Genomic DNA, 22716 nt, shown 5'->3' with positions numbered 1-22716 from the left:
TTGTTAGAAAACACATGAATGGTCAGGCCAAAATAGCGGAACCACGCAGGCTTTATCAGCAGATTGCGGACCAGATACGCGAGCTCATCGATTTGGGCGAGTTTCTGCCCGGAACGCGGCTTCCGGCCGAGCGGGAACTGGCACAGAAACTCGGCGTCTCCAGGCCATCCCTGCGCGAGGCGCTGATCGCACTGGAAATCGACAACACCGTCGAAATTCGCATGGGTTCCGGTGTCTATGTATCAACCGAAGCTCTGCAGACCACCCATCACACCAAGTCGCTGGGCGACAGCCCGTCTGAACTGATGCAGGCGCGGGCGGCATTGGAAGGCGCAACCATCGTGTTGGCGGCAAGCCGCATGACGGAGGAAACCATTGCCAGCCTTCGCCAGATACTGAACACCATGCAGAAGGAAATCGAGGCGGGACGCAAGCCTCTCGATCAGGACCGGCTGTTTCATGTCACCATTGCCGAACAATCCGGAAACAGCGTTCTGGCGCGGCTGGTGGCAAACCTCTTTGATGAGCGGCACAGCCCCATTTCGGCCCAGCTGCGCGTGAAATTCGAGGATCGCGATACCTGGGCCTTCGCCCTTCAGGAACACGAGGCCATTCTGGCGGCACTGGAGCTGAAAGACCCGCTGCTGGCGCAGGCCGCAATGCACATCCATCTCGAAGGCTCCAAGAGGCGCTGGGTTGATAGTTGAATCTAAAATATAGCAGGCAATATACCGGGAGGAGGAAAACCCGTGAGTGAGAATTCCGAGGCAACCATTTTGCTGAACGCCAACGACAATGTCGCGGTGGCGCGCCGGTCCATTCCGGCCGGTGGTGCGACGGGCAGGGGCGATCTGACGGCGCTTGAACTGATCGGGCGCGGACACAAGGTGGCCCTGAAGCTCATCAGATCCGGAGACGAGGTCCTGAAATACGGGCAGGTAATCGGCATCGCCACACAGGATATCGAGCCTGGCCGGCACGTGCATCTGCACAATCTCGCCATGGTGCCCTCCGAACATGCGCATCAGTTCAGTGTCGATATCGAAGAAAAGGGTATGGTGCCCGAAGCCGACCGCCGGACCTTCATGGGTTATGATCGCGGTCTCGGTGGCGTCGGCACGCGCAACTACATCGGCGTCATCGCTTCCGTGAACTGTTCCGCCACGGTATCGCGCTACATCGCCGATTATTTCAACAAGCAGGGCGGCCTTGAAGGTTTCGACAATGTCGATGGCGTCGTGGCGCTGACGCATGGCGGCGGCTGCGCGCTCAACACGAAATCGGAAGGATATCGCCTTCTGATCCGCACCATTCAGGGTTATGCCCGCCATCCCAATTTCGGTGGCATTCTGCTGATCGGCCTCGGTTGCGAAACAAACCAGATCGCCCCCATCCTCGAGCACTACAAGATGGAGGAAGGCGAGCGCCTGCGCACCATGACCATCCAGCAGCATGGCGGCACGCGCAAGACGATCGATGCGGCGATTGCCGAGATCAAGGCCATGCTGCCGATGGTCAATGCCGCCCGCAGAACCGAGCAGCCCCTTTCAAAGCTGAAAGTGGCGCTGGAATGTGGTGGCTCTGACGGCTATTCCGGCATATCGGCGAACCCGGCACTCGGTTACGCCTCCGATCTCATTGTCCGCAACGGCGGCACGACGGTTCTTTCCGAGACACCGGAAATCTACGGCGCCGAGCACCTCCTGACGAAGCGGGCCATCACACCTGCCGTTGCTGAAAAGCTGTTGCAGCGCATCGACTGGTGGCGGGATTATACCGCCCGTAATGGTGACGAGCTGAACAACAACCCGTCCCACGGCAACAAGCTCGGCGGACTGACCACCATTCTGGAAAAATCGCTGGGTGCGGTCGCCAAGGGCGGCTCCATGCCGCTGAAAGCCGTTTATGAATTTGCGGAAACCGTGACCGAACAGGGCTTCGTTTTCATGGATACGCCCGGCTACGATCCCGTTGCCGTCACCGGCCAGGTTGCCGGCGGCTGCAACGTCATCTGTTTCACCACCGGCCGCGGCTCCGTATCAGGGTTCAAGCCGGCGCCGTGCATCAAGATCGCCACCAATTCCGAAATGTATGAACACATGAAGGAAGACATGGATCTCAACTGCGGCGAGATCGTTACCGGCGCGGAAACCATTGAGGAATCCGGCAAACGAATTTTCGAGCACATTCTGGCGGTCGCGTCCGGTGATAAGACTGTCAGTGAGATTTACGACTACGGCGACAACGAATTCGTACCGTGGCAGGTAGGAGCGGTGACCTGACCTGAGCATTCCAGTAAAACTGCGTAGCGGTTCTGCATCCGGAAAATGCGGGAAATGAAATCCGACTGTCCCACGTGAAACAAAAGGCCCGGAAATCACTTCCCGGGCCTTTTCCCATTCGAGTAGGGTATTCTCGCTCAGTGGCGGAAGTGGCGCATGCCGGTAAAGACCATCGTCACATCATGCTCATTCGCCGCGTCGATCACTTCCTGATCGCGCATGGAACCACCCGGCTGGATGACGGCGGTGGCACCTGCGGCAATCGCAGCAAGCAGACCGTCGGCGAACGGATAAAACGCTTCCGACGCCACGGCGGAGCCGCGTGTCAGGGGCTCGGTGAGCCCAAGCGCCTTGGCCGCATCCTCCGCCTTCAGGGCGGCGATGCGGGCGGAATCCACCCGGCTCATCTGGCCGGCACCGATACCGGCTGTCTGGCCATCCTTGGCATAGATGACGGCGTTGGATTTCACATGCTTGGCAATCTTGAAGGCAAATTTCATATCTTCAAGTTCCTGCGCCGTCGGCGCACGCTTTGTGACAACCTTCAGCTCAAGATCCTCGACCATACCGTTGTCGCGGCTCTGCACGAGCAGGCCACCCGAAACGGTCTTGGCCGTGATACCGGCTGCGCGCGGATCAGGCAGGCCGCCTGCAGCCAGCAGGCGAAGGTTTGGCTTGCGGGCGATGATTGCCTTGGCCTCTTCCGTAACACCGGGTGCAATGATGACCTCGGTAAAGAGCTTGACGATCTCTTCCGCCGTTTCCGCATCGAGCGTGCGGTTCAACGCAATGACACCACCGAATGCCGAAACGGAATCGCAAGCCAGCGCCCGGCGGTAAGCTTCGGCAAGCGTGGGACCGGTTGCAACGCCACAGGGGTTTGCGTGCTTGATGATGGCAACAGCCGGCGCGTTTTCCGGCAGGAACTCCGCCACAAGCTCGTAAGCCGCATCCGTGTCGTTGATGTTATTGTAGGAAAGCTGCTTGCCCTGGAGAAGCGTTGCCGTTGCAACGCCCGGACGCTTTTCGCCGGTCAGGTAGAAGCCGGCACTTTGATGCGGGTTCTCGCCATAACGCATCTTTTCCTTCAGCGCGCCGCCAATGGCCCGGTAGTCCGGCGTCTCGATGGAAAGAGCCTGGGCAAACCAGTTGGAAATCACCGCATCATAAGCGGCCGTGCGGGCATACGCCTTGGCGGCAAATCTCTGGCGCAGCGCATAGGATGTCTGGCCGTCATCAGCCTGCAGGGCTTCAACCAGTGCCGGGTAGTCTGAAGGATCGGTGACAACAGTGACATAAGCGTGGTTCTTGGCCGAAGCGCGGATCATCGCCGGGCCGCCGATGTCGATATTCTCGACCGTTGTCGGATAATCGCCGCCCTTGGCGCGAACTTCTTCAAACGGATAAAGGTTTATGACCGAGAGATCGATCGCCTCGATACCATGCGCCTTCATGGCCTCGACATGGTCGGCATCATCACGGATGGCCAGAAGGCCGCCATGCACATTGGGATGCAAGGTCTTGACCCGGCCGTCCATGATTTCCGGAAAATTGGTTACATCGGAAACATCCGTCACCGGCAGGCCCGCCTCGGCGATGGCCTTCGCCGTACCGCCTGTCGACAGGAGCTTGACGCCAAGCTTCGACAGAACCGTCGCCAGCTCGAGGATATCCGTCTTGTCGGACACGGAAAGAAGTGCCGTGCGGATTTTGACCTTATCGGGAGCGGGGATTTTTTTGGATACGACAGCCATCAGGCATACTCCGTTCAACAGGGAGGACAGGCTGGACTGGGGATTGATCCAGCAATTGCCGCCGCGTTAACACAGCTTGCCGTATTAATAAACAGCAGGGACGCCGAACGGCGAAAACTACACGCGGTTTTCGTGTGAAAACCATCCGGAACCATCTAGGCCTTGCGTTCGATGATCCAGCGGATTTCCCGGGTATTGGCAAGGTTGAAGGGCAGCTCGATCTGCTGCGAGGGCCGCATGCCGGAGGCATCGGCCATGAAGACATCCTCTGTGACGAAAAGCTCCAGCCCCGGCGCGGAGAACAGCCAGGTGGTTCCATCCGCCGCTTCAAGATAAACCGACTCCTCATCCCGCTGATGCAGCTGGATGTGAGGATGGATGTGGAAACGCGATACCGCCGAAACGGACTGCAGCTGCGTCTTTATTGCATCTTCATCGGCACGCAGCAGGTCGCGGCCTTTTATCTTCGTACCCGCTGCATTCAATTCGATTTCCCGCTCGTGATAGCAGCCGAAATTCTGCAGATATCCATTATGCGATGCCCACAGCACATCATTGCCGTTTCCATCCGTTCCGCGCCTGCTATCGACCTCGCTGACACCGGAGATCATGATGGGCCCAAGCAGTCTCGATCGGGACAATTTGCAGGAAGACGTGTCCGCAAGCGTGACGGTGGAGTGGGCGGCCGTCGACCGGCTGGCCCGCTGATATTCCGGTGCGGCATTTTTCGGAAAACCGGAATTAACGATGAACCGGTTCTTGCCGCAGGACATTTCGAAGGACAGGCACCCTGAATGGGCGTTGCGTGAAAGCTCCGCCGAACTGGGATAACCCGTATCCACTATGATAACGGTATCGTCGGTGGCGAGCCGGTGGTAGTTCACGTCCGGCAGCACCTTGGAGGGCCGGCCCGCCGTTTCATCATAGCGGAGCACGGAGACGAGCTCATTGGCCAGCGTGGCTGTCGCGCCGTTGAACAGCGCGAGATCGCCGCCCTGATGCCGGAAAAACCGGATTGCCGGAAACATGCGGTCAATCGCCGGCACAAGCCCCGAGGGCAGATCGTGGCCGAGATTGATGTAGCTTTGCCGAAGCGGCAAAAGATCAAGCAGGAGATCCAGCATGACCCGCGGATTGCGCGAAACATGTCCGCCATCGGGGAGAATCTGGCGTTCCATTTCCTGAGCAAGCTTCATTCCATGCCGGGTAATGCGGGAGAGCCGGGTAGGCATGGCGATGGAGGCCATGGCGAGCGCAATCCTGATCCTCAGCCTCGCTTCTCCGTCAGGCGCATGTTTCACGATCCTGTCGAGGTAACGCACATGAAAGGCAAGACTTTTCAGGAAGCGGCGATAAAAGCCCGCATCTGCCTCATATAAAACGACGGGTGAATGGGAGAGCCAGGCGATCAGCCTCTGCGCCGCAATTTCCGGTGACCAGGAGGCGCCCGCAAGCCGCTTGCCATGGATGGCGATCCACTCGGCAACGATACGGCGCGCGCGCTTGCACGCCTCGCTCGATCTGTCGGAACGGATATGCCGCAGCCAGCCGAAGGCGTGCAGGCGTTCCTCAAAAACCAGCGAAGGGTAGTCCAACTGAAATGGCGAGAGGCCACCGGTTTCAACGACGCGACCGGCAAGCGCTATACGGCCACGCAACAATTCCTCGGCAAAATAGGGGTCGATCGCCCTCAGATCGGTAGGCGCCGCTACCAGCCCGTCGGGAACACGATTGGCAAACCGGGATACATGCAGGCGCAAAGGCGTGAGGCCGACGCACAGATGCCGATACGCCATCCGTGAAAGAAGACCGGCCGCATTCATGCTGCCTGCAAAGGACCCTAACAAGCTGTGTTTCCCGTTCACATGTTTTGTTTTTATCAGTGAACCGCGATGACCGGAACGTTATCGATAAATATCTAATGATTCGCGAGAGCTTCGCTTTTTTCTACTTCTTACGCAAGACACTGCTAAAAAACCCATCGACCCCACCGAACATATCCGGCGTCGTGCGAAGATCGCCCTCTGCGGTGATAGCAGCCTCCATCGAGGGCCAATCCTCCTTGCGGACGGCGACACGCTCAATACCGGGGTTTTCTGCCAGAACCTGCGCAATCATCTCTTCCCCTTCAGAAGGATCGAGCGAGCAGTTGGAGAACACCACGATGCCTCCGGAATCGACCAGAGTAAGCGCATGCCGCAGCATCTGGCCCTGAAGCGTAGCAAGTTTGGCGATATCGTTTTCATCCTTCGTCCAGCAGACATCGGGATGCTTGCGCAGCGTGCCGGTTGACGAGCAGGGAGCATCAAGAAGAACGGCGTCGAAAAGCTGCTCCGGCTGGTACTTCATCATGTTGACCTCCACCGTTTCGGCGTGAAGGCCGAGCCGATCGAGATTCTCCCTGAGGCGGCGAAGACGATTGCCGGATTGGTCCAGAGCAGTCACTTTCGCACCCGCAAGCGCAAGCTGCGCGGTCTTGCCGCCTGGAGCGGCACAAAGATCGGCAACACGCTTGCCGGACACATCGCCCATCAGCCTCACCGGCATGCTGGCAGCGAGATCCTGCACCCACCAGGCGCCATCGGCAAAGCCCTCCAGCGACGGGATCTGCCCTTCGAACTCCCCGAGACGGACGCTGCCATTCGGCATGAGCGTGCCACCCAGCTTTTCCGCCCACAGAGCCGGATCGGCCTTCACCGTAAGATCGATGGAGGACGGCGTCAGCTGTGCCTCGGAAATCCGTTCGGCAGTCTTATCACCATAGGCGGAAACCAGACGCGCATAGAACCAGTCCGGCAGTACCGGGACCTGCGCGATTGCCTGTTCGATATCAGCTTTTTCCCGACCCAGTCGCCGCAAAACGGCATTCACCAGCTTGACGAAGCGCCTGTTGCGCGGGTCGCGATGGGCCTGTTCCACAGCGAGATCCACTGCCGAATGATCCGGAACGTCGAGATAAAGCATCTGCGCTGCACCGACGACGAGAACGTGATGCAGCGAGCGGGCGCCCTGCGGCAAGGGGCCATCAAGCAGCATCGACAATGCCGCCTCGACACGCGGCAGATGTCTAAGTGCGCTGTTGACGATGGCTCTCACCAGCGCCCGGTCCGCAACGGACAGCGCGCGGTACACCGGATTGCCATTTTCGCTGTCCAGCATTCCATCGAGCGAGGTCTTCTTTTCCAGAACGGCCGCGAGAATGCGCGTCGCGGCAACGCGTGCGGCAAGGCCCGGCTTGTCCTGGAAAGACGAAGGGCCGTCTTCGCGGCCCCCACCATTGGCCGGCCTCGGTTTTTTGGACCGCGCCGGCTTGTTCTGCGTATCGGATGTCAAGACCACGGCCCTTTTCGCTCGTTTTCATTGCCTCGCCCCGAGCCTGTGCTTGGAACCGAGCCTGATTTGCGCAGACGCTTATCATTCGACGGCGCCGGCGTCGATCCTCGCGGGGAAAACTCCTGCGCCATGGCATGCAGCGCGGCGACCCGGTTTTCCGTATTGGGATGCGTCGAGAAGAGATTGTCCATACGCTCGCCCGAGAGCGGATTGATGATGAACATATGCGCCGTTGCCGGGTTGCGCTCAGCATCGTCATTGTGAATCTGCTGCGCCATGCCGGAAATCTTCTGCAATGCGGAGGCAAGCCACAGCGGATTGCCGCAGATTTCCGCCCCGCGTCGGTCAGCCGAATATTCCCGGGTGCGGCTGATGGCCATCTGCACCAGCATCGCAGCCAGCGGCGCCACGATCATCGCGACCAGCACGCCGATGAAACCAAGTGGATTATTGTTGTTTTCGCGATTGCCACCGAACAGGAACGCGAAGTTGCCCAGCATGGAGATCGCACCAGCCAATGTTGCGGTGATCGTCATTGTCAGCGTATCCCGGTTCTGCACATGCGCAAGCTCATGCGCCATCACACCGGCCACTTCCTCAGGTGTCAGACGCTCCAGCAGACCCGTGGAGGCGGCGACGGCGGCATTCTGCGGGTTTCTACCCGTCGCAAAGGCGTTGGGCTGCGGGCTGTCGTAAATATAGACCTTAGGCATCGGCAGACCGGCATTATGCGAGAGATCGCGGATCATGTGAAAAAACTCGGGCGCATTGGCCTCATCGATCTCCCTCGCACGATAGGCTGAGAGGACCATCTTGTCCGAATTCCAGTAGGAGAAGAGGTTCATGCCGGCAGCGATGAGGAAAGCGATCATCATGCCGCCCCTGCCGCCAATCAGAAAACCGACACCCATGAACAATGCCGTCATGAAGGCCAGAAGCATTGCCGTGCGCATCATGTTCATCTGTCAAACTCTCCTTGTAATTTATCAGGGAATATTCCGGGGTTTATAAAGCCCGTTTGATTATATAATCTGGTAAACGGCAAACATATTTCAATATCCCGTCATAGGGAGGATTCTCATGCAGGATGCAGATAATGACAACGGCGCGGAGATGGCCAGACGGCTTTCGCCTGCTGCGGAACGTGCGTTGAAGGAAGCGGAAGAACGCCGCAAACAGCAGGCGGATCTCCAATTACCGCCGGAAACCGGTGGCCGCGGCGGCGCAGAACCCGTTCGTTTCGGGGACTACGAAATAAAAGGCCGGGCTATCGACTTTTGAACACCGCAATAAAAAATACCCGCTAAAAGCGGGTATTTTTCAATAAAAACAAGTACTTGCTTATTTCTGTTCCAACAGCCGGCAGATCGCTTCCAGTTGCTCCAGTGTACGGTAGCTGATGCGGATTTGCCCGGAGCCACCCTTGTGGCTGATCTTCACGTCCAGGCCGAGAGCGTCTGACAGGCTGCGTTCCAGAGCAACCGTATCGGAATCCTTTTCGGCAACCGGGCGCTTCTCGGCAACATCACCCTGCGACTTGATATCGTTTTGCGCCAAACGCTCGGCATCACGCACCGAGAGGCCCTTGGAGACGATGGTTTTTGCCAAAGTGGCCGGATCTGACGTCGATACAAGCGCTCGCGCGTGACCGGCGGAAAGAGAACCATCGGCCAGCATATCCCGAACCGGATCGGGAAGCTTCAGAAGCCTGAGGCTGTTTGCAACATGGCTTCGGCTTTTGCCGATAATTTCGCCCAGATCGTTCTGGGTGTAACCGTGCTCGGCGATCAGCTGTTCGTAACCCATCGCCTCTTCCAGCGGATTGAGGTCGGAACGCTGCACGTTTTCGACGATCGCCAGCTCCAGTGCCGTGCGGTCGTCGACATCACGAACGATGACAGGGACATCGGTAAAACCAGCCAGCTGCGCCGCGCGCCAACGCCTTTCACCAGCGATAATCTCGTAACGGTTGACGCCAACTGTCCGCACCACCACAGGCTGAACAATTCCGTGCTGACGAATGGATGCAGCGAGATCCTGCAGCTCATTCTCATCGAAATGACGGCGCGGGTTTCTCTGGCTGCGAGCGATGAACTCGATCGGAATGGTACGATCAGCGTTGACGGCACGCTGTGGTTCGCCCACTGGCACCGGCTGGTCCATTTCACCGATCAGTGCCGCAAGACCGCGTCCGAGACGACGCTTGGAAAGATCATCACTCATAAGATATTACTCCATACAGTCCGGCAAACGTCACGCGGCCTTGCGCAGACGCTCTCTCTGGATCACTTCAGACGCCAGTTGCAGATAGGCTTGGCTACCCGCACATTTCAGGTCGTAAAGAATGGCAGGCTTACCATAAGACGGCGCCTCGGAAACACGCACATTCCGCGGAATGAGAGTGTGGTAAACCTTCTCACCCAGATGCGCACGCACATCGGTCACGACCTGTTGCGCAAGATTATTGCGCGCATCGAACATCGTTAGAACGATGCCCTGAATATCGAGTTGCGGGTTGACCGAGCCACGTATCTGGCTGACGGTATCCAGCAACTGGCTGAGACCCTCCAGCGCGAAGAACTCGCATTGCAGCGGCACCAGCACGGAATGTGCGGCCGTCATGGCATTCATGGTCAAGAGATTAAACGAGGGCGGGCAGTCCACGAGGATATAGGAATAGCCTCGCGCTTCCTGCGTCTCCATGGCGGCGCGCAGAAGAAAGACACGATTGGCGACATTGGCGACCTGCATCTCGAAGCCAAGCAGATCCATCGTAGAAGGAACGATATCGAGGTTTGGAACTGCTGTCGGGACCGCAACTTCAGCAATGGTGTTATCACCCACCAGAAGATCGTAGGACGAGAGCTTACGCTCTTTACGGTCAATTCCAAGTCCTGTGCTCGCATTGCCCTGCGGATCAAGATCGATGATCAGCACGCGCTCGCCAATTGCCGCCAACGCGGTAGCCAGATTGATGGCCGTCGTCGTTTTACCCACGCCGCCCTTCTGGTTTGCAACTGCGATTATCCGGTTTTTTTCAAAGCTCATGCCGCACCTGGTCAGTTCGTCAGTGCCTCAAAATGAGGTTTCTGATTTCAAGAACAACAGAATCCGCCTCAATGGCACTCTGATGTTTTATCAGATCAAACTGCCAGCGGCCATGTGCTTTCTGCACTTCGGAATCATAATCCCGGCCTTTATTAAAATAGGCCTTGAGATTTGGATTATTCCGCGCCCAAGGGTGAATATAGTCGAAAAGCAGATCCAGCTCAGCCAGCGCTCTTGCGGAAACGGCATCGCAGTTTTTAACGGATTCGGGCGCTTTTTCAATTCTGACCGGATGAACAGAGCCTCTCGCGCCGGTTTCCTTTAGCGCGATTCGCAGAAATGCAGCTTTCTTATTGTTGCTTTCAACGAGATCGACCCAGCCTTCGCCAAGCTCCGCAAGAAAAATAGCGGTGATGACGCCGGGAAATCCGCCGCCGCTACCCAGATCTATCCATTTCTGAGGGGCAGGGGAGAGCTGGAAAATCTGCGCACTGTCAGCGACGTGCCTGCTCCAAAGCTCAGTAAGAGTCGAAGGCGCCACCAGATTTGTGGTTTTATTCCACTTCTTGAAAAGCTCGACAAAATGCTCGAGCCTCTCTTGTGTTTCACGTGAAACACTCTGGCCGTTTATCTTCATAATCCGACTCGCTATTGGTGCATGCGCAGTTTTTCGTTTCGCGTTGCGGAACTCTTCCGCAAAAGTGCGAGCAGCAGCGATATCGCAGCAGGTGTCATACCGTCAACACGGGCAGCCTGCGCAATGTTCTCTGGGCGCGCCTTTTCCAGCTTTTGTTTCAGCTCATTGGATAGACCGGACAAAGTCTGAAAATCGAAGTCATCGGGAATCTTCCTGTCCTCGTCGCGCTTGATATCGACAATATCCGCACTCTGGCGTTGCATGTAGACGGCGTAACTTGCCTCAATCTGCAATACCTCAGCAACCTTGTTGTCGATGGATTGCAGCTCCGGCCAATGTTCAGTCAGCGTTTCAAGAGTTATATCAGGATAGGCAAGTAGTTCATAGACCGAGCGACGTTGGCCGTCCTGATTGAGCTTCAATCCTTGCTTGGCTGCCTGCGACGGGCTGATGGACATGCTCCTCATCAACTCCCGCCCCTGATGAAGATCGGAAAGGAAATTCGCGAAGCGCTCCTGCCGTTCACGGCCTATGATTCCGGCAACTTGACCAATGGGCGTCAATCGCAGGTCGGCATTGTCGACACGAAGCGAAAGTCGATATTCTGCTCTCGATGTGAACATGCGATAGGGCTCGCTAACACCTTTCGAGGTGAGGTCATCAATCATGACGCCGATATAGGATTCCGTGCGGCTGAAATGGATGGCATCCGCGCCGCCGGCATAAAGCGAGGCGTTCAGTCCGGCAACGAGACCCTGGGCGGCGGCTTCTTCGTAGCCTGTCGTTCCATTTATCTGCCCTGCAAGAAATAGCCCCGGAATTTTGCGGCATTCCAGAGACGGCTTAAGCTCGCGCGGATCGACATAATCATATTCGATTGCATAGCCAGGCTGGAGAATAGTCACGTTCTCAAGGCCGGGTATGGTGCGGATAAATTGTTCCTGGACAGAAGCGGGGAGAGACGTCGAAATCCCGTTCGGATAAATGGTGTGATCATCCAGGCCTTCCGGCTCCAGAAAGATCTGGTGGCCGTCGCGTTCACCGAAGCGGGTAATCTTATCCTCAATCGACGGGCAGTAGCGCGGACCGACGCCTTCAATTTGCCCTGAATACATCGCCGACAGATGAATATTGTCCTGAATGATCTTGTGACCGGCAGGCGTTGTGCGGGTCACACCACACTCGATCTGCGGATTGACGATGCGGTCCGTCATAAAGGAAAACGGGACCGGATCCTCATCGGCAGCCTGGCGATCTACCGCGTTCCAATCGATTGTGCGCCCATCAAGGCGCGCGGGCGTACCGGTCTTCAGCCGACCCATGGCAAGACCGAGACGGGAAAGCGTTTCGGAGAGCCCAAGAGACGGCTTTTCGCCGACGCGGCCGGCGGGAATCTTTTCGGAACCGATATGAATAAGTCCGCGTAGAAAAGTTCCGCTAGTCAGAACAACGGCGCCACAAAGAATCCGGCTACCATTTGCCATGATGACGGCAGAAACCCGATCACCGGCCATTTCGATATCGAAAGCATCCCCTTCAATAATCGTTAGCATGTCTATGGCGTCGATTTCGCGCTGCATCGCCTCTCGGTAAAGACGCCGATCGGCCTGGGTGCGAGGCCCGCGCACGGCTGGGCCCTTTTTGCGATTGAGCATACGGAACTGAATTCCCGCATCATCAGCCACCCGACCCATCAACCCGTCCAGCGCGTCGATTTCACGAACAAGATGGCCCTTACCAAGGCCACCGATGGCCGGGTTGCAGGACATCACACCAATCGTTTCGCGCTTATGGGTAACGAGCGCGGTTTTCGCACCATGTCGGGCAGCCGCAGCTGCTGCCTCACTGCCCGCGTGACCGCCACCAATAACAATGACATCGAATGAGTGGTGCATATTCCTGCGCCTTATTTTAACCATCAGCACTGCCGCATGGACCGCCAATGTTTCACGTGAATCATTTTCCTATGCAGAATTCCGAGAAGATCACGCCGAGCAAATCTTCCACATCCACGCGGCCCGTAATGCGTCCGAGCGAGGTCGCCGCAAGCCGCAAATATTCTGACCTGATCGCAAGGTCCATGGCTTCGGAATGGAGCGCATCACTAACATAATTCAGCGTGTCTTCAAGACGTTTTTTGTGACGCGCGCGCGCCGGAACCAAAGTCTGCGCAGCGCCGACCCGCCTTTCAATCTCCCGTTTGATCGACGAACGCAACTCGGCCAAGCCAACACCCTCCTTGGCCGAAATAGAGAGATCATAATCCGAGCCTGCATTAGAGTGGGAAACCGCCGTTTTAGTTCGGACCCGTAACCGTCTTTGATTCTCAACCGACGCGGCAAATTGTTTCGGAATCGAATCATTATCCTGTAACACCAATACGAGATCGGCAGTTTCCGCCGTCAGAACGGCACGCCTGACACCCTCCTGTTCGACCACATCCAGAGTATCCCTGATACCGGCTGTATCGAATATCCGAACCAGATAACCATCCAGATTGATGTCAACACTCAGCACGTCTCTGGTCGTGCCGGCGATATCCGTCACAATGGCGACGTCGCGACCGCTCAGAGCGTTAAGGAGAGTGGATTTACCCGCATTAGGCTCTCCAACCAACGCCACCTTGAAGCCGTCGCGAATGATTTCACTGCTTCCACCGCTCCGCAGATGACCGGCAATCTCATCTCGCAGCTGCGACACGGAATCCCAGACCTGGGACGCAACAGAATCCGGAACGTCCTCTTCATCGGCAAAGTCGAGTTCCGCCTCGATCAAGGCGCGAGCACGAGTCAACCGATTTGCCCAGCCATCATAGAGCGCCGAGAGTTTGCCTGAGCTTTGCTCGACAGCCAACCGCCTCTGCATTTCAGTTTCCGCCTGCAACAGGTCGGCAAGTCCTTCAACTTCGAGAAGGTCCATCTTGCCGTTCTCGAATGCACGACGGGAGAATTCGCCGGCATCTGCGGGCCTGAGCCCCGGAAGATTGTCGAGTTCCGTGAAAATCGAGGCCATGACAGCCCGACTGCCGTGACTGTGAATCTCCACGCAATCCTCGCCCGTGAATGAATTTGGGGCCGGGAAAATGACCGTCAGCGCCTGGTCGATAATCTCATTGTTTCGATCCCGAATCGAACCCAACGCGACTTGCCGAGGGGCGGGAAGCTCGCGGCCGGTCAACTTCAACAGAGCCTCAAAGGCTAAGGGACCGCTGATCCTGATGATGGCAACACCGGCCGGCAGGGCTCCGCTTGAAAGCGCATAGATCGTATCGGTGGAAGCTGGCATCACGTACCTCGTCTAAAACAGTCAAGCCGCATTCGAATAAACGAATGCGGCTTTAAATCTTGGTCGAAGAATCCGGCTAAACTCCGGATCAGGTATTCATGGACTCGAAGAAGTCCGAGTTCGTCTTGGTCTGCTTCAGCTTGTCGATCAGGAACTCGATGGCGTCCATCGTTCCCATCGGCGCCAGAATTCGACGAAGCACGAAAATCTTCTGCAGATCCTGACGCGGTACCAGCAGGTCTTCCTTACGCGTGCCGGATTTCAGGATGTCCAGAGCCGGGAAGATGCGCTTGTCGGCGACCTTGCGATCGAGCACGATTTCCGAGTTACCCGTACCCTTAAATTCTTCGAAGATCACTTCGTCCATACGGCTGCCCGTATCGATCAATGCAGTCGCGATAATCGTCAGCGAACCGCCTTCCTCGATGTTACGAGCCGCACCAAAGAAGCGCTTTGGCCTCTGCAGCGCGTTAGCGTCCACACCACCGGTCAGGACCTTGCCGGAAGAGGGAACGACAGTGTTATAGGCGCGGCCGAGGCGGGTGATGGAATCGAGCAGGATGACAACGTCGCGGCCGTGTTCGACAAGGCGCTTTGCCTTTTCGATGACCATTTCGGCGACCTGGACGTGGCGCACAGCCGGTTCGTCGAAGGTGGAGGAGACGACCTCACCCTTCACGGAACGCTGCATGTCGGTCACTTCTTCCGGGCGTTCGTCGATCAGGAGAACGATCAGATAACATTCCGGATGGTTCGCCGTGATGGAATGGGCGATGTTCTGCAGCAGGACCGTTTTACCGGTGCGCGGCGGCGCGACGATCAATCCGCGCTGGCCCTTGCCGAGCGGCGCGACGAGATCGATCACCCGCGAAGAGAGATCCTTCGATGTCGGAACATCAAGTTCCATCTTGAACCGCTCGTTCGGATAAAGCGGCGTCAGGTTATCGAAGTGAACCTTGTGACGAATCTTTTCAGGATCGTCGAAATTGATCGTGTTGACCTTCAGAAGCGCGAAGTAACGTTCGCCTTCCTTGGGACCACGAATAGGGCCTTCAACGGTATCGCCAGTCTTCAGCGAGAAGCGGCGGATTTGCGAGGGCGAAATATAGATGTCGTCCGGACCCGGCAGATAGTTCGCGTTTGCAGACCGCAGGAAACCAAAACCGTCCTGCAGGACTTCAACGACGCCTTCGCCGATAATTTCAATGTCCTGGCTCGCGAGAACCTTGAGGATTGCGAACATAAGCTCCTGCTTGCGCATGGTGCTCGCATTTTCAACTTCCAGGGATTCAGCAAAAGTCAGCAAGTCGGTAGGCGATTTGCTCTTAAGTTCCTGAAGCTTCATTTCAGCCATGAAGGAAAGACCGTTTGATAATGTAATTTGGGGGAGGGCGTGTTCGCGAATCAGATGCTGAGGGAGATACCGCAGATGACTGAATAATTCACATGCCACGAAGATGAGTGAAGCGAAAATAGCGATTGAACACGGCCGCCGCAAGAGGAAAGCACGAATTCCGCGAAATTTATCGTTACGCCGTCTTAACCAAAGGGTTTCACAACCACAAGTATGACGATGAGGATCATCAGCACGGTCGGAACCTCATTCATCAACCGCCAGTGACGGGCCGGTCTGGTATTTTCATCCCGCGCGAAACGTTTGGCGCTGCGGGTGAAATAAACATGGGTGATCGTCAAAATCACGACCAGTCCGATCTTCGCATGCAGCCAGCCGCCGGAAAAACCATAAACCGACCAGGCGAGATAAAGTCCCAGCACCCAGGATATCATCATCGCCGGATTCATGATGACCTTGATCAGCCGCTGTTCCATCACCTTGAAGGTTTCGGATTGCTGTGAACCGGCCGGTGCATCGGTGTGATAGATGAACAGCCGCGGCAGATAAAAGATCGCCGCCATCCAGGAAATCACCGCGATGATATGAAGCGCTTTGATCCAGAGATAGAGATCAGCCGGATCGGCGTAAAACAGCAAGGCGACAAATGCCGCAAATACACCAAGTGCCACTCCCGCACGAAGTGCGGCCCTGTTTCCCGAACGGGCAGAGGTCTGTTTCTCGTTGCTCATGCCCCGGCTCCGTGAGCGCGCACCCGCTGCACCAGCCTCGTGACGTTTTCCGGGTCGGCCTGCGGGGTAATGCCATGACCGAGATTGAAGATCAGCGGACCCTGTCCGAGCCCCTCTAGCACTGCATCGATGCCATCCTGCAACGCCTTACCGCCCGCCACCATCAGCATCGGGTCCAGATTGCCCTGCACCGGGCCTTCCTTCTGCAGATCGCGAGCGAAGCTGAGGGGCACAGACCAATCTAGCCCAATGGCGTCTGCACCCGTCTTACGGCGATAATCCTTCAGAAGATAACCCGCCCCCTTGGCGAAAGCGATAATCTTTGCGGACGGCCGACGGGCGCGCACCGAGGCAATCATCCGCGCTACGGGCTTTACCGCATAGTCCTCGAATTCCTTCTCGCCGAGCACGCCGGCCCAGGAATCGAAAATCTGAACCGCATCCGCCCCGGCATCGATCTGCGCCACCAGATAGTCTGCGGAGATATCCGCGAGGAAAGCGAGAAGCTTTTCCATCGCAACCGGCTCCTGATAACCGAATAGCCGCGCTGGCGCCTGGTCAGGCGTTCCGTGACCGGCAATCATGTAGGTGGCAACCGTCCAGGGCGCGCCGCAAAATCCGAGAAGTGTCGTCTCATCCGGCAAGGCTGTGCGTAGCCGGGAGACAGTTTCGAAAACAGGCGAAAGATGTGTCAAGACATTCGCTGCATCGAGCTTTTCGATACCGTTGACATCGATCGGGTCCATCGCCGGACCCTTGCCTTCGCTGAAGGATACGTTGCGATGAAGCGCATCCGGTATCACCAGAATATCGGAAAAGAGAATGGCGGCGTCGAGCCCGAACCGACGAATGGGCTGAAGGGTCACTTCGGTCGCCAGTTCGGGATTATAACAGAGATCGAGGAAACTGCCGGCGGTCTTGCGCGTTTCCCTGTACTCGGGAAGGTAACGCCCTGCCTGCCGCATCAGCCATATGGGCGGCGGTGTGACCGTTTGCCCGTTCAACACCTTTAAAACCTTGCGCTCGCTCATTCCACCCAACTTCTCAAAAAATAAAATCAAAGAGATTTAAAAGATTTTCTATTTCTTAGAGTCTGTGGGTAGCAAGGATTAAAATCATTCCAGTCGAAATGCCGCAGTCGAGGAGTGTGACCGGTCTTTGCGGATATCATTTGATAGCCAGTTCTCCAACAACAGGGAGAACTAATATTTATTGAATGATTTCATTTATTTACCGCCTATGCGGAAAATATCCTGATCTGTGGATAGGCTGGGGAAAATTCTGGACAAGCCTTCATTCTTCCAACAATTCACAGGCACGCCGATGGTGATTGAAGCCACTTGCGGATTGTGGAAAAACACCACCTTATTCACGTCGCGGCTCGGCCTTCAGGACAATTCGGAAGTTTGTCCCGGTTTATCAACAGCGGGAGAAAAACAGCGTGGAGAACAAAAAAAGCTTCTTCCATTTGCACCTGATTTCGGACTCGACGGGAGAGACTCTCATGTCGGCGGGTCGCGCCGTCTCGGCCCAGTTTCATGCCTCCATGCCCGTGGAGCATGTTTATCCGATGATCAGGAACCAGAAGCAGCTTGCCCAGGTGGTTGACCTTATCGACAAGGAACCCGGCATCGTCCTCTATACCATCGTTGACCAGCAGCTGGCTGAGTTCCTGGACTTACGCTGCCATGCGATCGGAGTACCCTGTGTCAACGTCCTCGAGCCGATCATCGGCATTTTTCAGACCTATCTCGGTGCGCCTTCCAGACGGCGGGTCGGAGCGCAGCATGTCTTGAATGCGGATTATTTCGCACGGATCGAAGCGCTCAATTTTGCCATGGATCATGATGATGGGCAGATGCCGGAAACCTATGACGAGGCCGATATCGTCATTATCGGGATCAGCCGCACATCGAAAACACCGACCAGCATCTATCTCGCCAACAGGGGAATAAAGACCGCCAATATACCCGTCGTTCCGAATGTGCCCCTGCCTGAAAGCCTTTATGCGGCGACAAGGCCACTGATCGTCGGTCTGGTTGCAACATCTGATCGCATATCGCAGGTGCGTGAAAACCGTGAACTTGGCGTCACCGGCGGATTTGACAGCGGGCGTTACACGGATCGCGCTACCATCATGGAAGAGCTGAAATATGCGCGTGCGCTCTGTGCCCGCAACAATTGGCCACTGATTGATGTTACGCGACGCTCCATCGAGGAAACGGCCGCGGCCATTCTTGCCCTTCGTCCGAGGACACGATAATCCGGGTCGCACCATTCGGAGCAGACAGTCGATGAAACAAGAGTTGATCCTCGCCTCGTCCAGCGCATCCCGCCAGATGCTGATGCGCAATGCGGGCCTGACATTTTCGGCGATCCCGGCGGATATAAACGAGCGCGCGCTCGATGAAGAGCTGGAAAGAAACGGCGCCCGTCCGGAAGAAGTCGCGCTTGAACTTGCCAGGGCAAAGGCTCTCGCGGTCAGCACCCTCTATCCGGCAGCACTCGTTCTTGGATGCGACCAGACGATGGCGCTCGGCAGCCGTGTCTATCACAAACCGAAAACCATGGCGGAAGCTGAGGCACATCTGCTTTCATTGTCCGGCAAGGTTCATCGTCTGAACAGCGCCGCCGTTCTTGTTCGCGGACGGGAAGAGCTATGGCAGACTGTCTCCAGTGCCGAGCTTTCCGTCCGGAACCTGAGCGCAGAATTCATCTCCCGGCACCTGCAAAGGGTGGGAGAGAAGGCCTTGAGCAGCGTTGGCGCCTATCAGCTTGAGGGTGAGGGAATCCAGCTATTCACTTCGATTGAAGGGGATTACTTCACCATTCTCGGCCTGCCGCTTCTGCCTCTTTTATCGAAACTGCGCGACATGGATGTCATCGATGGCTGATTCACGTGAAACATTAACCATAAATGCCTTCGTTGCCGGTTACCCGATCAAGCATTCCAGGTCGCCTATCATCCACTCCTATTGGCTGAAGAAATTCGGCATTTCCGGCTCCTATAAGGCCGTGGAGGTCACGCCGGACGACTTCCCGAACTTCATTGCGACAATAAGGGCGCAGGGGCCTGGATCCGCCGTCGGCGGAAATGTCACCATCCCGCACAAGGAAGCCGTCTACAGGCTCGCCGATAGCCCTGACGAGGTGGCTGAAGAACTGGGTGCGGCCAACACCATCTGGATGGAAGAGGGTAGGCTTCACGCCACCAACACGGATGGCTATGGTTTTGTCTCCAATCTCGATGAGCGACACCCGGGCTGGGACAACACCGATCGGGCAGTGGTGTTTGGCGCCGGTGGCGCAAGCCGGGCAGTGGTTCAGTCCTTGCGGGACCGCGGTATTGGCGAAATCCACATTTTGAACCGCACGGTCGAACGTGCCCAGGAACTGGCCGACCGTTTTGGCGCCCGTGTTTTTTCCCATCCGCAGGGCGCGCTTCATGAGGTCATGCAAGGTGCCGGTCTTTTCGTGAACACCACATCGCTCGGCATGGACGGGACCGAAGCGCCCGAACTCGACTTCTCGCCGCTGGCAGAAAATGCCGTCGTGACGGATATCGTCTATGTACCCTTGATAACGCCCATCCTGCAGATGGCGCAGGCGCAGGGCATTGCGACCGTGGATGGGCTTGGCATGCTCCTCCATCAGGCGAAACCCGGTTTCAAAAAGTGGTTCGGTCAAATGCCGGAGGTCGACGAAACCCTTCGTTCCATCATCATCGAGGACATGGAGAAACATTGATGATCGTCATCGGTCTCACCGGCTCGATCGGAATGGGAAAAACAAAGACGGCGAAGCTCTTTGCTGAAGAAGGCGTCCCGGTTCTCGATTCCGATGAGGTCGTGCACGCGCTTTATCGGGCAGAAGCTGTTGGCTCGATCGAAACCGCTTTCCCCGGCACGACCGCTTCCGGTGCGGTGGATCGCCAGAAGCTCGGCGAAGTTCTGCGGGAGAATCCGGCTAATTTTGGCAAGCTCGAAGCGATTGTTCACCCGCTTGTCCGGCAGAAACAGGAGGCCTTTCTCGCAAAGGCTAGGGAAGAAGCTCGGCAATTCGCCCTTCTCGATATTCCCCTTCTGTTCGAAACCGGGGCTGAAGAGCGGGTCGATAAAATAGTGGTCGTCAGCTGCGCCCCTGACATACAGCGCGAGCGCGTTTTATCCCGGCCGGGCATGACGGAAGAGAAGTTTGAAATGATCCTCGCCCGGCAGATGCCAGATGCTGAAAAGCGCCAACGCGCCGATTTCGTCATCGATACCGGAAATGGTGTCGAAGCGGCGCGGGATCAGGTAAGAGGAATCTTGCAAAAATTGGCCGCCGGTTCGGGCCACGGAGAAAACAATGCGTGAGATCATTTTCGATACGGAAACCACGGGCCTTGAATCGAAACTGGACCGTGTTATCGAAATCGGCGGGATTGAGCTGATCAACCATTTCCCAACCGGGAAAACGCTGCATCTCTACATCAGCCCGGAAGACCGCAAGGTTCACCCCGATGCGCTTGCTGTTCACGGCATTACCGACGAATTCCTGAAAGACAAACCGAAATTCTCAGATGTCGTCGACGAGATCCGTGATTTCTTCGAGGGCGCGCGCTGGGTGGCGCATAATGCGACCTTCGATATGGGCTTCATCAACGCCGAATTTGCCCGTCTTGGAATTGAACCTGTCGCACCAGATCTGGTGACGGATACGCTTTCGCTCGCCCGCCGCAAGCACCCGATGGGACCGAATTCTCTCGATGCGCTTTGCCGACGTTATGGCATCGACAATTCCCACCGCACCAAGCACGGCGCGCTTCTCGACTCCGAACTTCTAGCCGAAGTCTACATCGAGATGATCGGCGGGCGCCAGACGGCGCTCGGTTTCGGCTCCTCTGCCAAGCAGGAAACCATCGTCATCGAGGATGATGTGCCGCTTGAGCCACTGCAACGGCCGAGCCCCTTGCCCTCGAGACTGGATGCGGAGACGCTCGCGGCTCATGGCAAACTTGTTCTTGGCATGGGCGACAAGGCGATCTGGAACCGCTACCAGAATTGACGCCTGCCTGGACGCTGAAAATGGAAAATGCGGTCAAAGAAAAACCCGGGCGAATAACCCGGGTTTTGTTTTCTCAGAGATTCTGAAACGCGATATGCGCCGTTCAGTTCGGTACGGCCTGAACCTTGGCTCTCGCCTGTTCTTCGGCAACGCGCTGAGCGAACATCTGCGCGAAATCGATCGGGTCGATCATCAGCGGCGGGAAGCCGCCGTTGCGGGTAACGTCCGCGATGATCTGGCGTGCGAAGGGGAACAGAAGGCGCGGGCATTCGATGAACAGCACCGGCAGCATATGTTCCTGCGGGAAACCGGCAATGCGGAACACGCCGCCATAAACCAGCTCGGCCGCAAACAGAACCTTGTCGCCATCCTTGGCTTCCGCATTCAGCGCCAGAACAACGTCAAAATCCGAACCCGAGATCGGGTTTGCGTTGACATTGACATTGATGTTGATCGACGGCGCATTTTCACGTGCCTGGAGCGAACGAGGAGCGCCCGGATTTTCGAAGGAAAGATCCTTGATGTACTGGGTAAGAATGTTGAGGGAAGGACTTACTGCGTCCTGTGCACCATTTTCAGCGGTCATTACGTTTCCTCGCGGCGTGAATTCGTGGAAGGCGGTCTATCATTTCGACCCGAGCCTTACAACCCTTCGTGAGCCGGCCTTGGGTCTGTTCCGACGCGCCTTCAGGGTTTGGGCAGGTCGCGATCATCCGGCTTGCGGGACCAGGGAGAATCCTTCGGTCCTTCGCGGTGAAACTCTTCCTCGTCGAGGTCTACGACCTTGGAATTCCCGCTTTTTCCCTGATCATTGCGGAACCCGGAAAAATCGCCGGGCTGCGGACCGGACTGGCTGCCAGACTGGCGAAACGAGCCCGCAACAACGACGCGTGGTCCGAAGGCTTTCCAGAAAAAGCGCCGAACCGTTTTCGACAACAGCAGAAGGCCGAGGATGTCGGTAATGAAACCGGGAATGAAAAGCAGGATTCCGGCGACAACCCGCATGGCGCCATTGACCAGCTCATCCGCCGGCTGGGCACCGGTGCGTCCGGCTGCCTGGAGGTTTCTCACCATGCCGATGCCGCCGAGGCGCAGGATCAGGAGCCCGAGAAACGACGTGAACATGACGAGCGCCAATGTCAGCCACAAACCGATCGCCTTGCCGACAATGATGAAGCCGGCAATTTCGAGGATGGGCATCATCAGGATGACGATGGGGAGAAAGGAAAAACGCATCTTCTAGCCT

22 protein-coding genes are annotated in these 22716 nt (G+C 56.7%); 8 read left to right on the top strand and 14 right to left on the bottom strand.

Translation table 11 applies throughout. The features are described from left to right. Nucleotides 1-14 precede the first annotated feature (14 nt). Entirely contained in the window at nucleotides 15-707 is a 693-nt protein-coding gene (locus OK142_RS13605; RefSeq protein WP_003492759.1) for a FadR/GntR family transcriptional regulator, read from the top strand. Nucleotides 708-749: 42 nt separating this feature from the next. Further along, nucleotides 750-2282 carry a UxaA family hydrolase gene (locus tag OK142_RS13600; protein WP_003492761.1) on the top strand — a complete coding sequence of 511 codons (1533 nt, stop codon included), beginning with the start codon at nucleotides 750-752 and terminating at the stop codon, nucleotides 2280-2282. Between the two features lie 137 nt (nucleotides 2283-2419). Here the strand turns inward: OK142_RS13600 and purH are convergent, their stop codons facing one another. The 4 genes from purH to htpX all read right to left on the bottom strand — a co-directional run bounded on the left by purH (nucleotide 2420) and on the right by htpX (nucleotide 8331). Then, on the bottom strand, nucleotides 2420-4036 hold the full coding sequence (gene purH / locus OK142_RS13595) for a bifunctional phosphoribosylaminoimidazolecarboxamide formyltransferase/IMP cyclohydrolase (protein ID WP_498683323.1): 1617 nt from the start codon (nucleotides 4034-4036) through the stop codon (nucleotides 2420-2422). A gap of 155 nt (nucleotides 4037-4191) precedes the next feature. Continuing rightward, nucleotides 4192-5859 carry a heparinase II/III family protein gene (locus OK142_RS13590; protein ID WP_498683585.1) on the bottom strand — a complete coding sequence of 556 codons (1668 nt, stop codon included), beginning with the start codon at nucleotides 5857-5859 and terminating at the stop codon, nucleotides 4192-4194. A 124-nt stretch (nucleotides 5860-5983) separates the two neighbouring features. After that, complete coding sequence (locus OK142_RS13585; protein ID WP_498683584.1) at nucleotides 5984-7369, bottom strand: RsmB/NOP family class I SAM-dependent RNA methyltransferase; 1386 nt, start codon at nucleotides 7367-7369, stop codon at nucleotides 5984-5986. After that, the gene (gene htpX, locus OK142_RS13580; RefSeq protein WP_003492769.1) at nucleotides 7366-8331 is read right to left on the bottom strand and encodes a zinc metalloprotease HtpX; all 966 of its coding nucleotides are present in this window, start codon (nucleotides 8329-8331) and stop codon (nucleotides 7366-7368) included. The genes OK142_RS13585 and htpX overlap by 4 nt, the downstream gene beginning before the upstream one ends. Before the next feature lie 118 nt (nucleotides 8332-8449). On the opposite strand from htpX, the gene OK142_RS13575 reads away from it, so the two are divergent. After that, nucleotides 8450-8650 (top strand): DUF1674 domain-containing protein, encoded by a 201-nt coding sequence (locus OK142_RS13575; RefSeq protein ID WP_003492771.1) that lies wholly within the window; start codon nucleotides 8450-8452, stop codon nucleotides 8648-8650. 60 nt (nucleotides 8651-8710) lie between these two features. Here the strand turns inward: OK142_RS13575 and OK142_RS13570 are convergent, their stop codons facing one another. The 8 genes from OK142_RS13570 to hemE form a co-directional block, all read right to left on the bottom strand. Continuing rightward, a complete protein-coding gene (locus OK142_RS13570; protein ID WP_313616438.1) occupies nucleotides 8711-9592 on the bottom strand; it encodes a ParB/RepB/Spo0J family partition protein in 882 nt (293 codons plus the stop codon). A gap of 30 nt (nucleotides 9593-9622) precedes the next feature. Then, nucleotides 9623-10417 (bottom strand): ParA family protein, encoded by a 795-nt coding sequence (locus tag OK142_RS13565; protein ID WP_003492775.1) that lies wholly within the window; start codon nucleotides 10415-10417, stop codon nucleotides 9623-9625. A gap of 19 nt (nucleotides 10418-10436) precedes the next feature. Further along, on the bottom strand, nucleotides 10437-11054 hold the full coding sequence (gene rsmG, locus OK142_RS13560) for a 16S rRNA (guanine(527)-N(7))-methyltransferase RsmG (RefSeq protein ID WP_003492776.1): 618 nt from the start codon (nucleotides 11052-11054) through the stop codon (nucleotides 10437-10439). An 11-nt stretch (nucleotides 11055-11065) separates the two neighbouring features. Then, nucleotides 11066-12949 carry a tRNA uridine-5-carboxymethylaminomethyl(34) synthesis enzyme MnmG gene (gene mnmG, locus OK142_RS13555; RefSeq protein WP_498683319.1) on the bottom strand — a complete coding sequence of 628 codons (1884 nt, stop codon included), beginning with the start codon at nucleotides 12947-12949 and terminating at the stop codon, nucleotides 11066-11068. A gap of 61 nt (nucleotides 12950-13010) precedes the next feature. Next, nucleotides 13011-14339, bottom strand: coding sequence for a tRNA uridine-5-carboxymethylaminomethyl(34) synthesis GTPase MnmE (gene mnmE / locus OK142_RS13550; protein WP_498683316.1), 1329 nt, complete (start codon nucleotides 14337-14339; stop codon nucleotides 13011-13013). 88 nt (nucleotides 14340-14427) lie between these two features. Continuing rightward, nucleotides 14428-15693 (bottom strand): transcription termination factor Rho, encoded by a 1266-nt coding sequence (rho, locus tag OK142_RS13545; protein ID WP_003492784.1) that lies wholly within the window; start codon nucleotides 15691-15693, stop codon nucleotides 14428-14430. Between the two features lie 185 nt (nucleotides 15694-15878). Beyond that, nucleotides 15879-16424, bottom strand: coding sequence for a protoporphyrinogen oxidase HemJ (gene hemJ / locus OK142_RS13540; RefSeq protein WP_498683314.1), 546 nt, complete (start codon nucleotides 16422-16424; stop codon nucleotides 15879-15881). Further along, nucleotides 16421-17455 (bottom strand): uroporphyrinogen decarboxylase, encoded by a 1035-nt coding sequence (gene hemE, locus OK142_RS13535; protein WP_498683313.1) that lies wholly within the window; start codon nucleotides 17453-17455, stop codon nucleotides 16421-16423. Before hemE ends, hemJ begins: the two co-directional genes overlap by 4 nt. Before the next feature lie 410 nt (nucleotides 17456-17865). Between hemE and OK142_RS13530 the strand changes: the two genes are divergently transcribed. Genes OK142_RS13530 through dnaQ form a run of 5 tightly spaced genes read left to right on the top strand, consistent with a single transcriptional unit; the run spans nucleotide 17866 to nucleotide 21470 of the window. After that, complete coding sequence (locus tag OK142_RS13530) at nucleotides 17866-18687, top strand: pyruvate, water dikinase regulatory protein (protein ID WP_003492790.1); 822 nt, start codon at nucleotides 17866-17868, stop codon at nucleotides 18685-18687. Between the two features lie 31 nt (nucleotides 18688-18718). Then, nucleotides 18719-19318: a Maf-like protein gene (locus tag OK142_RS13525; protein ID WP_498683311.1), complete on the top strand. Its 600-nt coding sequence runs from the start codon at nucleotides 18719-18721 to the stop codon at nucleotides 19316-19318. After that, nucleotides 19311-20171: a shikimate dehydrogenase gene (locus tag OK142_RS13520; RefSeq protein WP_498683310.1), complete on the top strand. Its 861-nt coding sequence runs from the start codon at nucleotides 19311-19313 to the stop codon at nucleotides 20169-20171. Before OK142_RS13525 ends, OK142_RS13520 begins: the two co-directional genes overlap by 8 nt. Further along, nucleotides 20171-20779 (top strand): dephospho-CoA kinase, encoded by a 609-nt coding sequence (coaE, locus tag OK142_RS13515; protein WP_498683309.1) that lies wholly within the window; start codon nucleotides 20171-20173, stop codon nucleotides 20777-20779. The genes OK142_RS13520 and coaE overlap by 1 nt, the downstream gene beginning before the upstream one ends. Continuing rightward, nucleotides 20772-21470: a DNA polymerase III subunit epsilon gene (gene dnaQ, locus OK142_RS13510; protein ID WP_498683308.1), complete on the top strand. Its 699-nt coding sequence runs from the start codon at nucleotides 20772-20774 to the stop codon at nucleotides 21468-21470. Before coaE ends, dnaQ begins: the two co-directional genes overlap by 8 nt. 103 nt (nucleotides 21471-21573) lie before the next feature. Here dnaQ and secB read toward each other — a convergent pair whose 3' ends face one another. Both secB and OK142_RS13500 read right to left on the bottom strand, forming a co-directional pair. Beyond that, a complete protein-coding gene (secB, locus tag OK142_RS13505) occupies nucleotides 21574-22056 on the bottom strand; it encodes a protein-export chaperone SecB (RefSeq protein WP_003492802.1) in 483 nt (160 codons plus the stop codon). A gap of 101 nt (nucleotides 22057-22157) precedes the next feature. Beyond that, the gene (locus tag OK142_RS13500; RefSeq protein ID WP_498683306.1) at nucleotides 22158-22706 is read right to left on the bottom strand and encodes an FxsA family protein; all 549 of its coding nucleotides are present in this window, start codon (nucleotides 22704-22706) and stop codon (nucleotides 22158-22160) included. Nucleotides 22707-22716: the final 10 nt, after the last annotated feature.

The organism is Agrobacterium sp. BT-220-3, from assembly GCF_025910175.1.
In the GTDB taxonomy this organism is placed as follows: domain Bacteria; phylum Pseudomonadota; class Alphaproteobacteria; order Rhizobiales; family Rhizobiaceae; genus Agrobacterium; species Agrobacterium oryzihabitans.
This window is presented reverse-complemented; position numbering and strand designations above follow the sequence as displayed.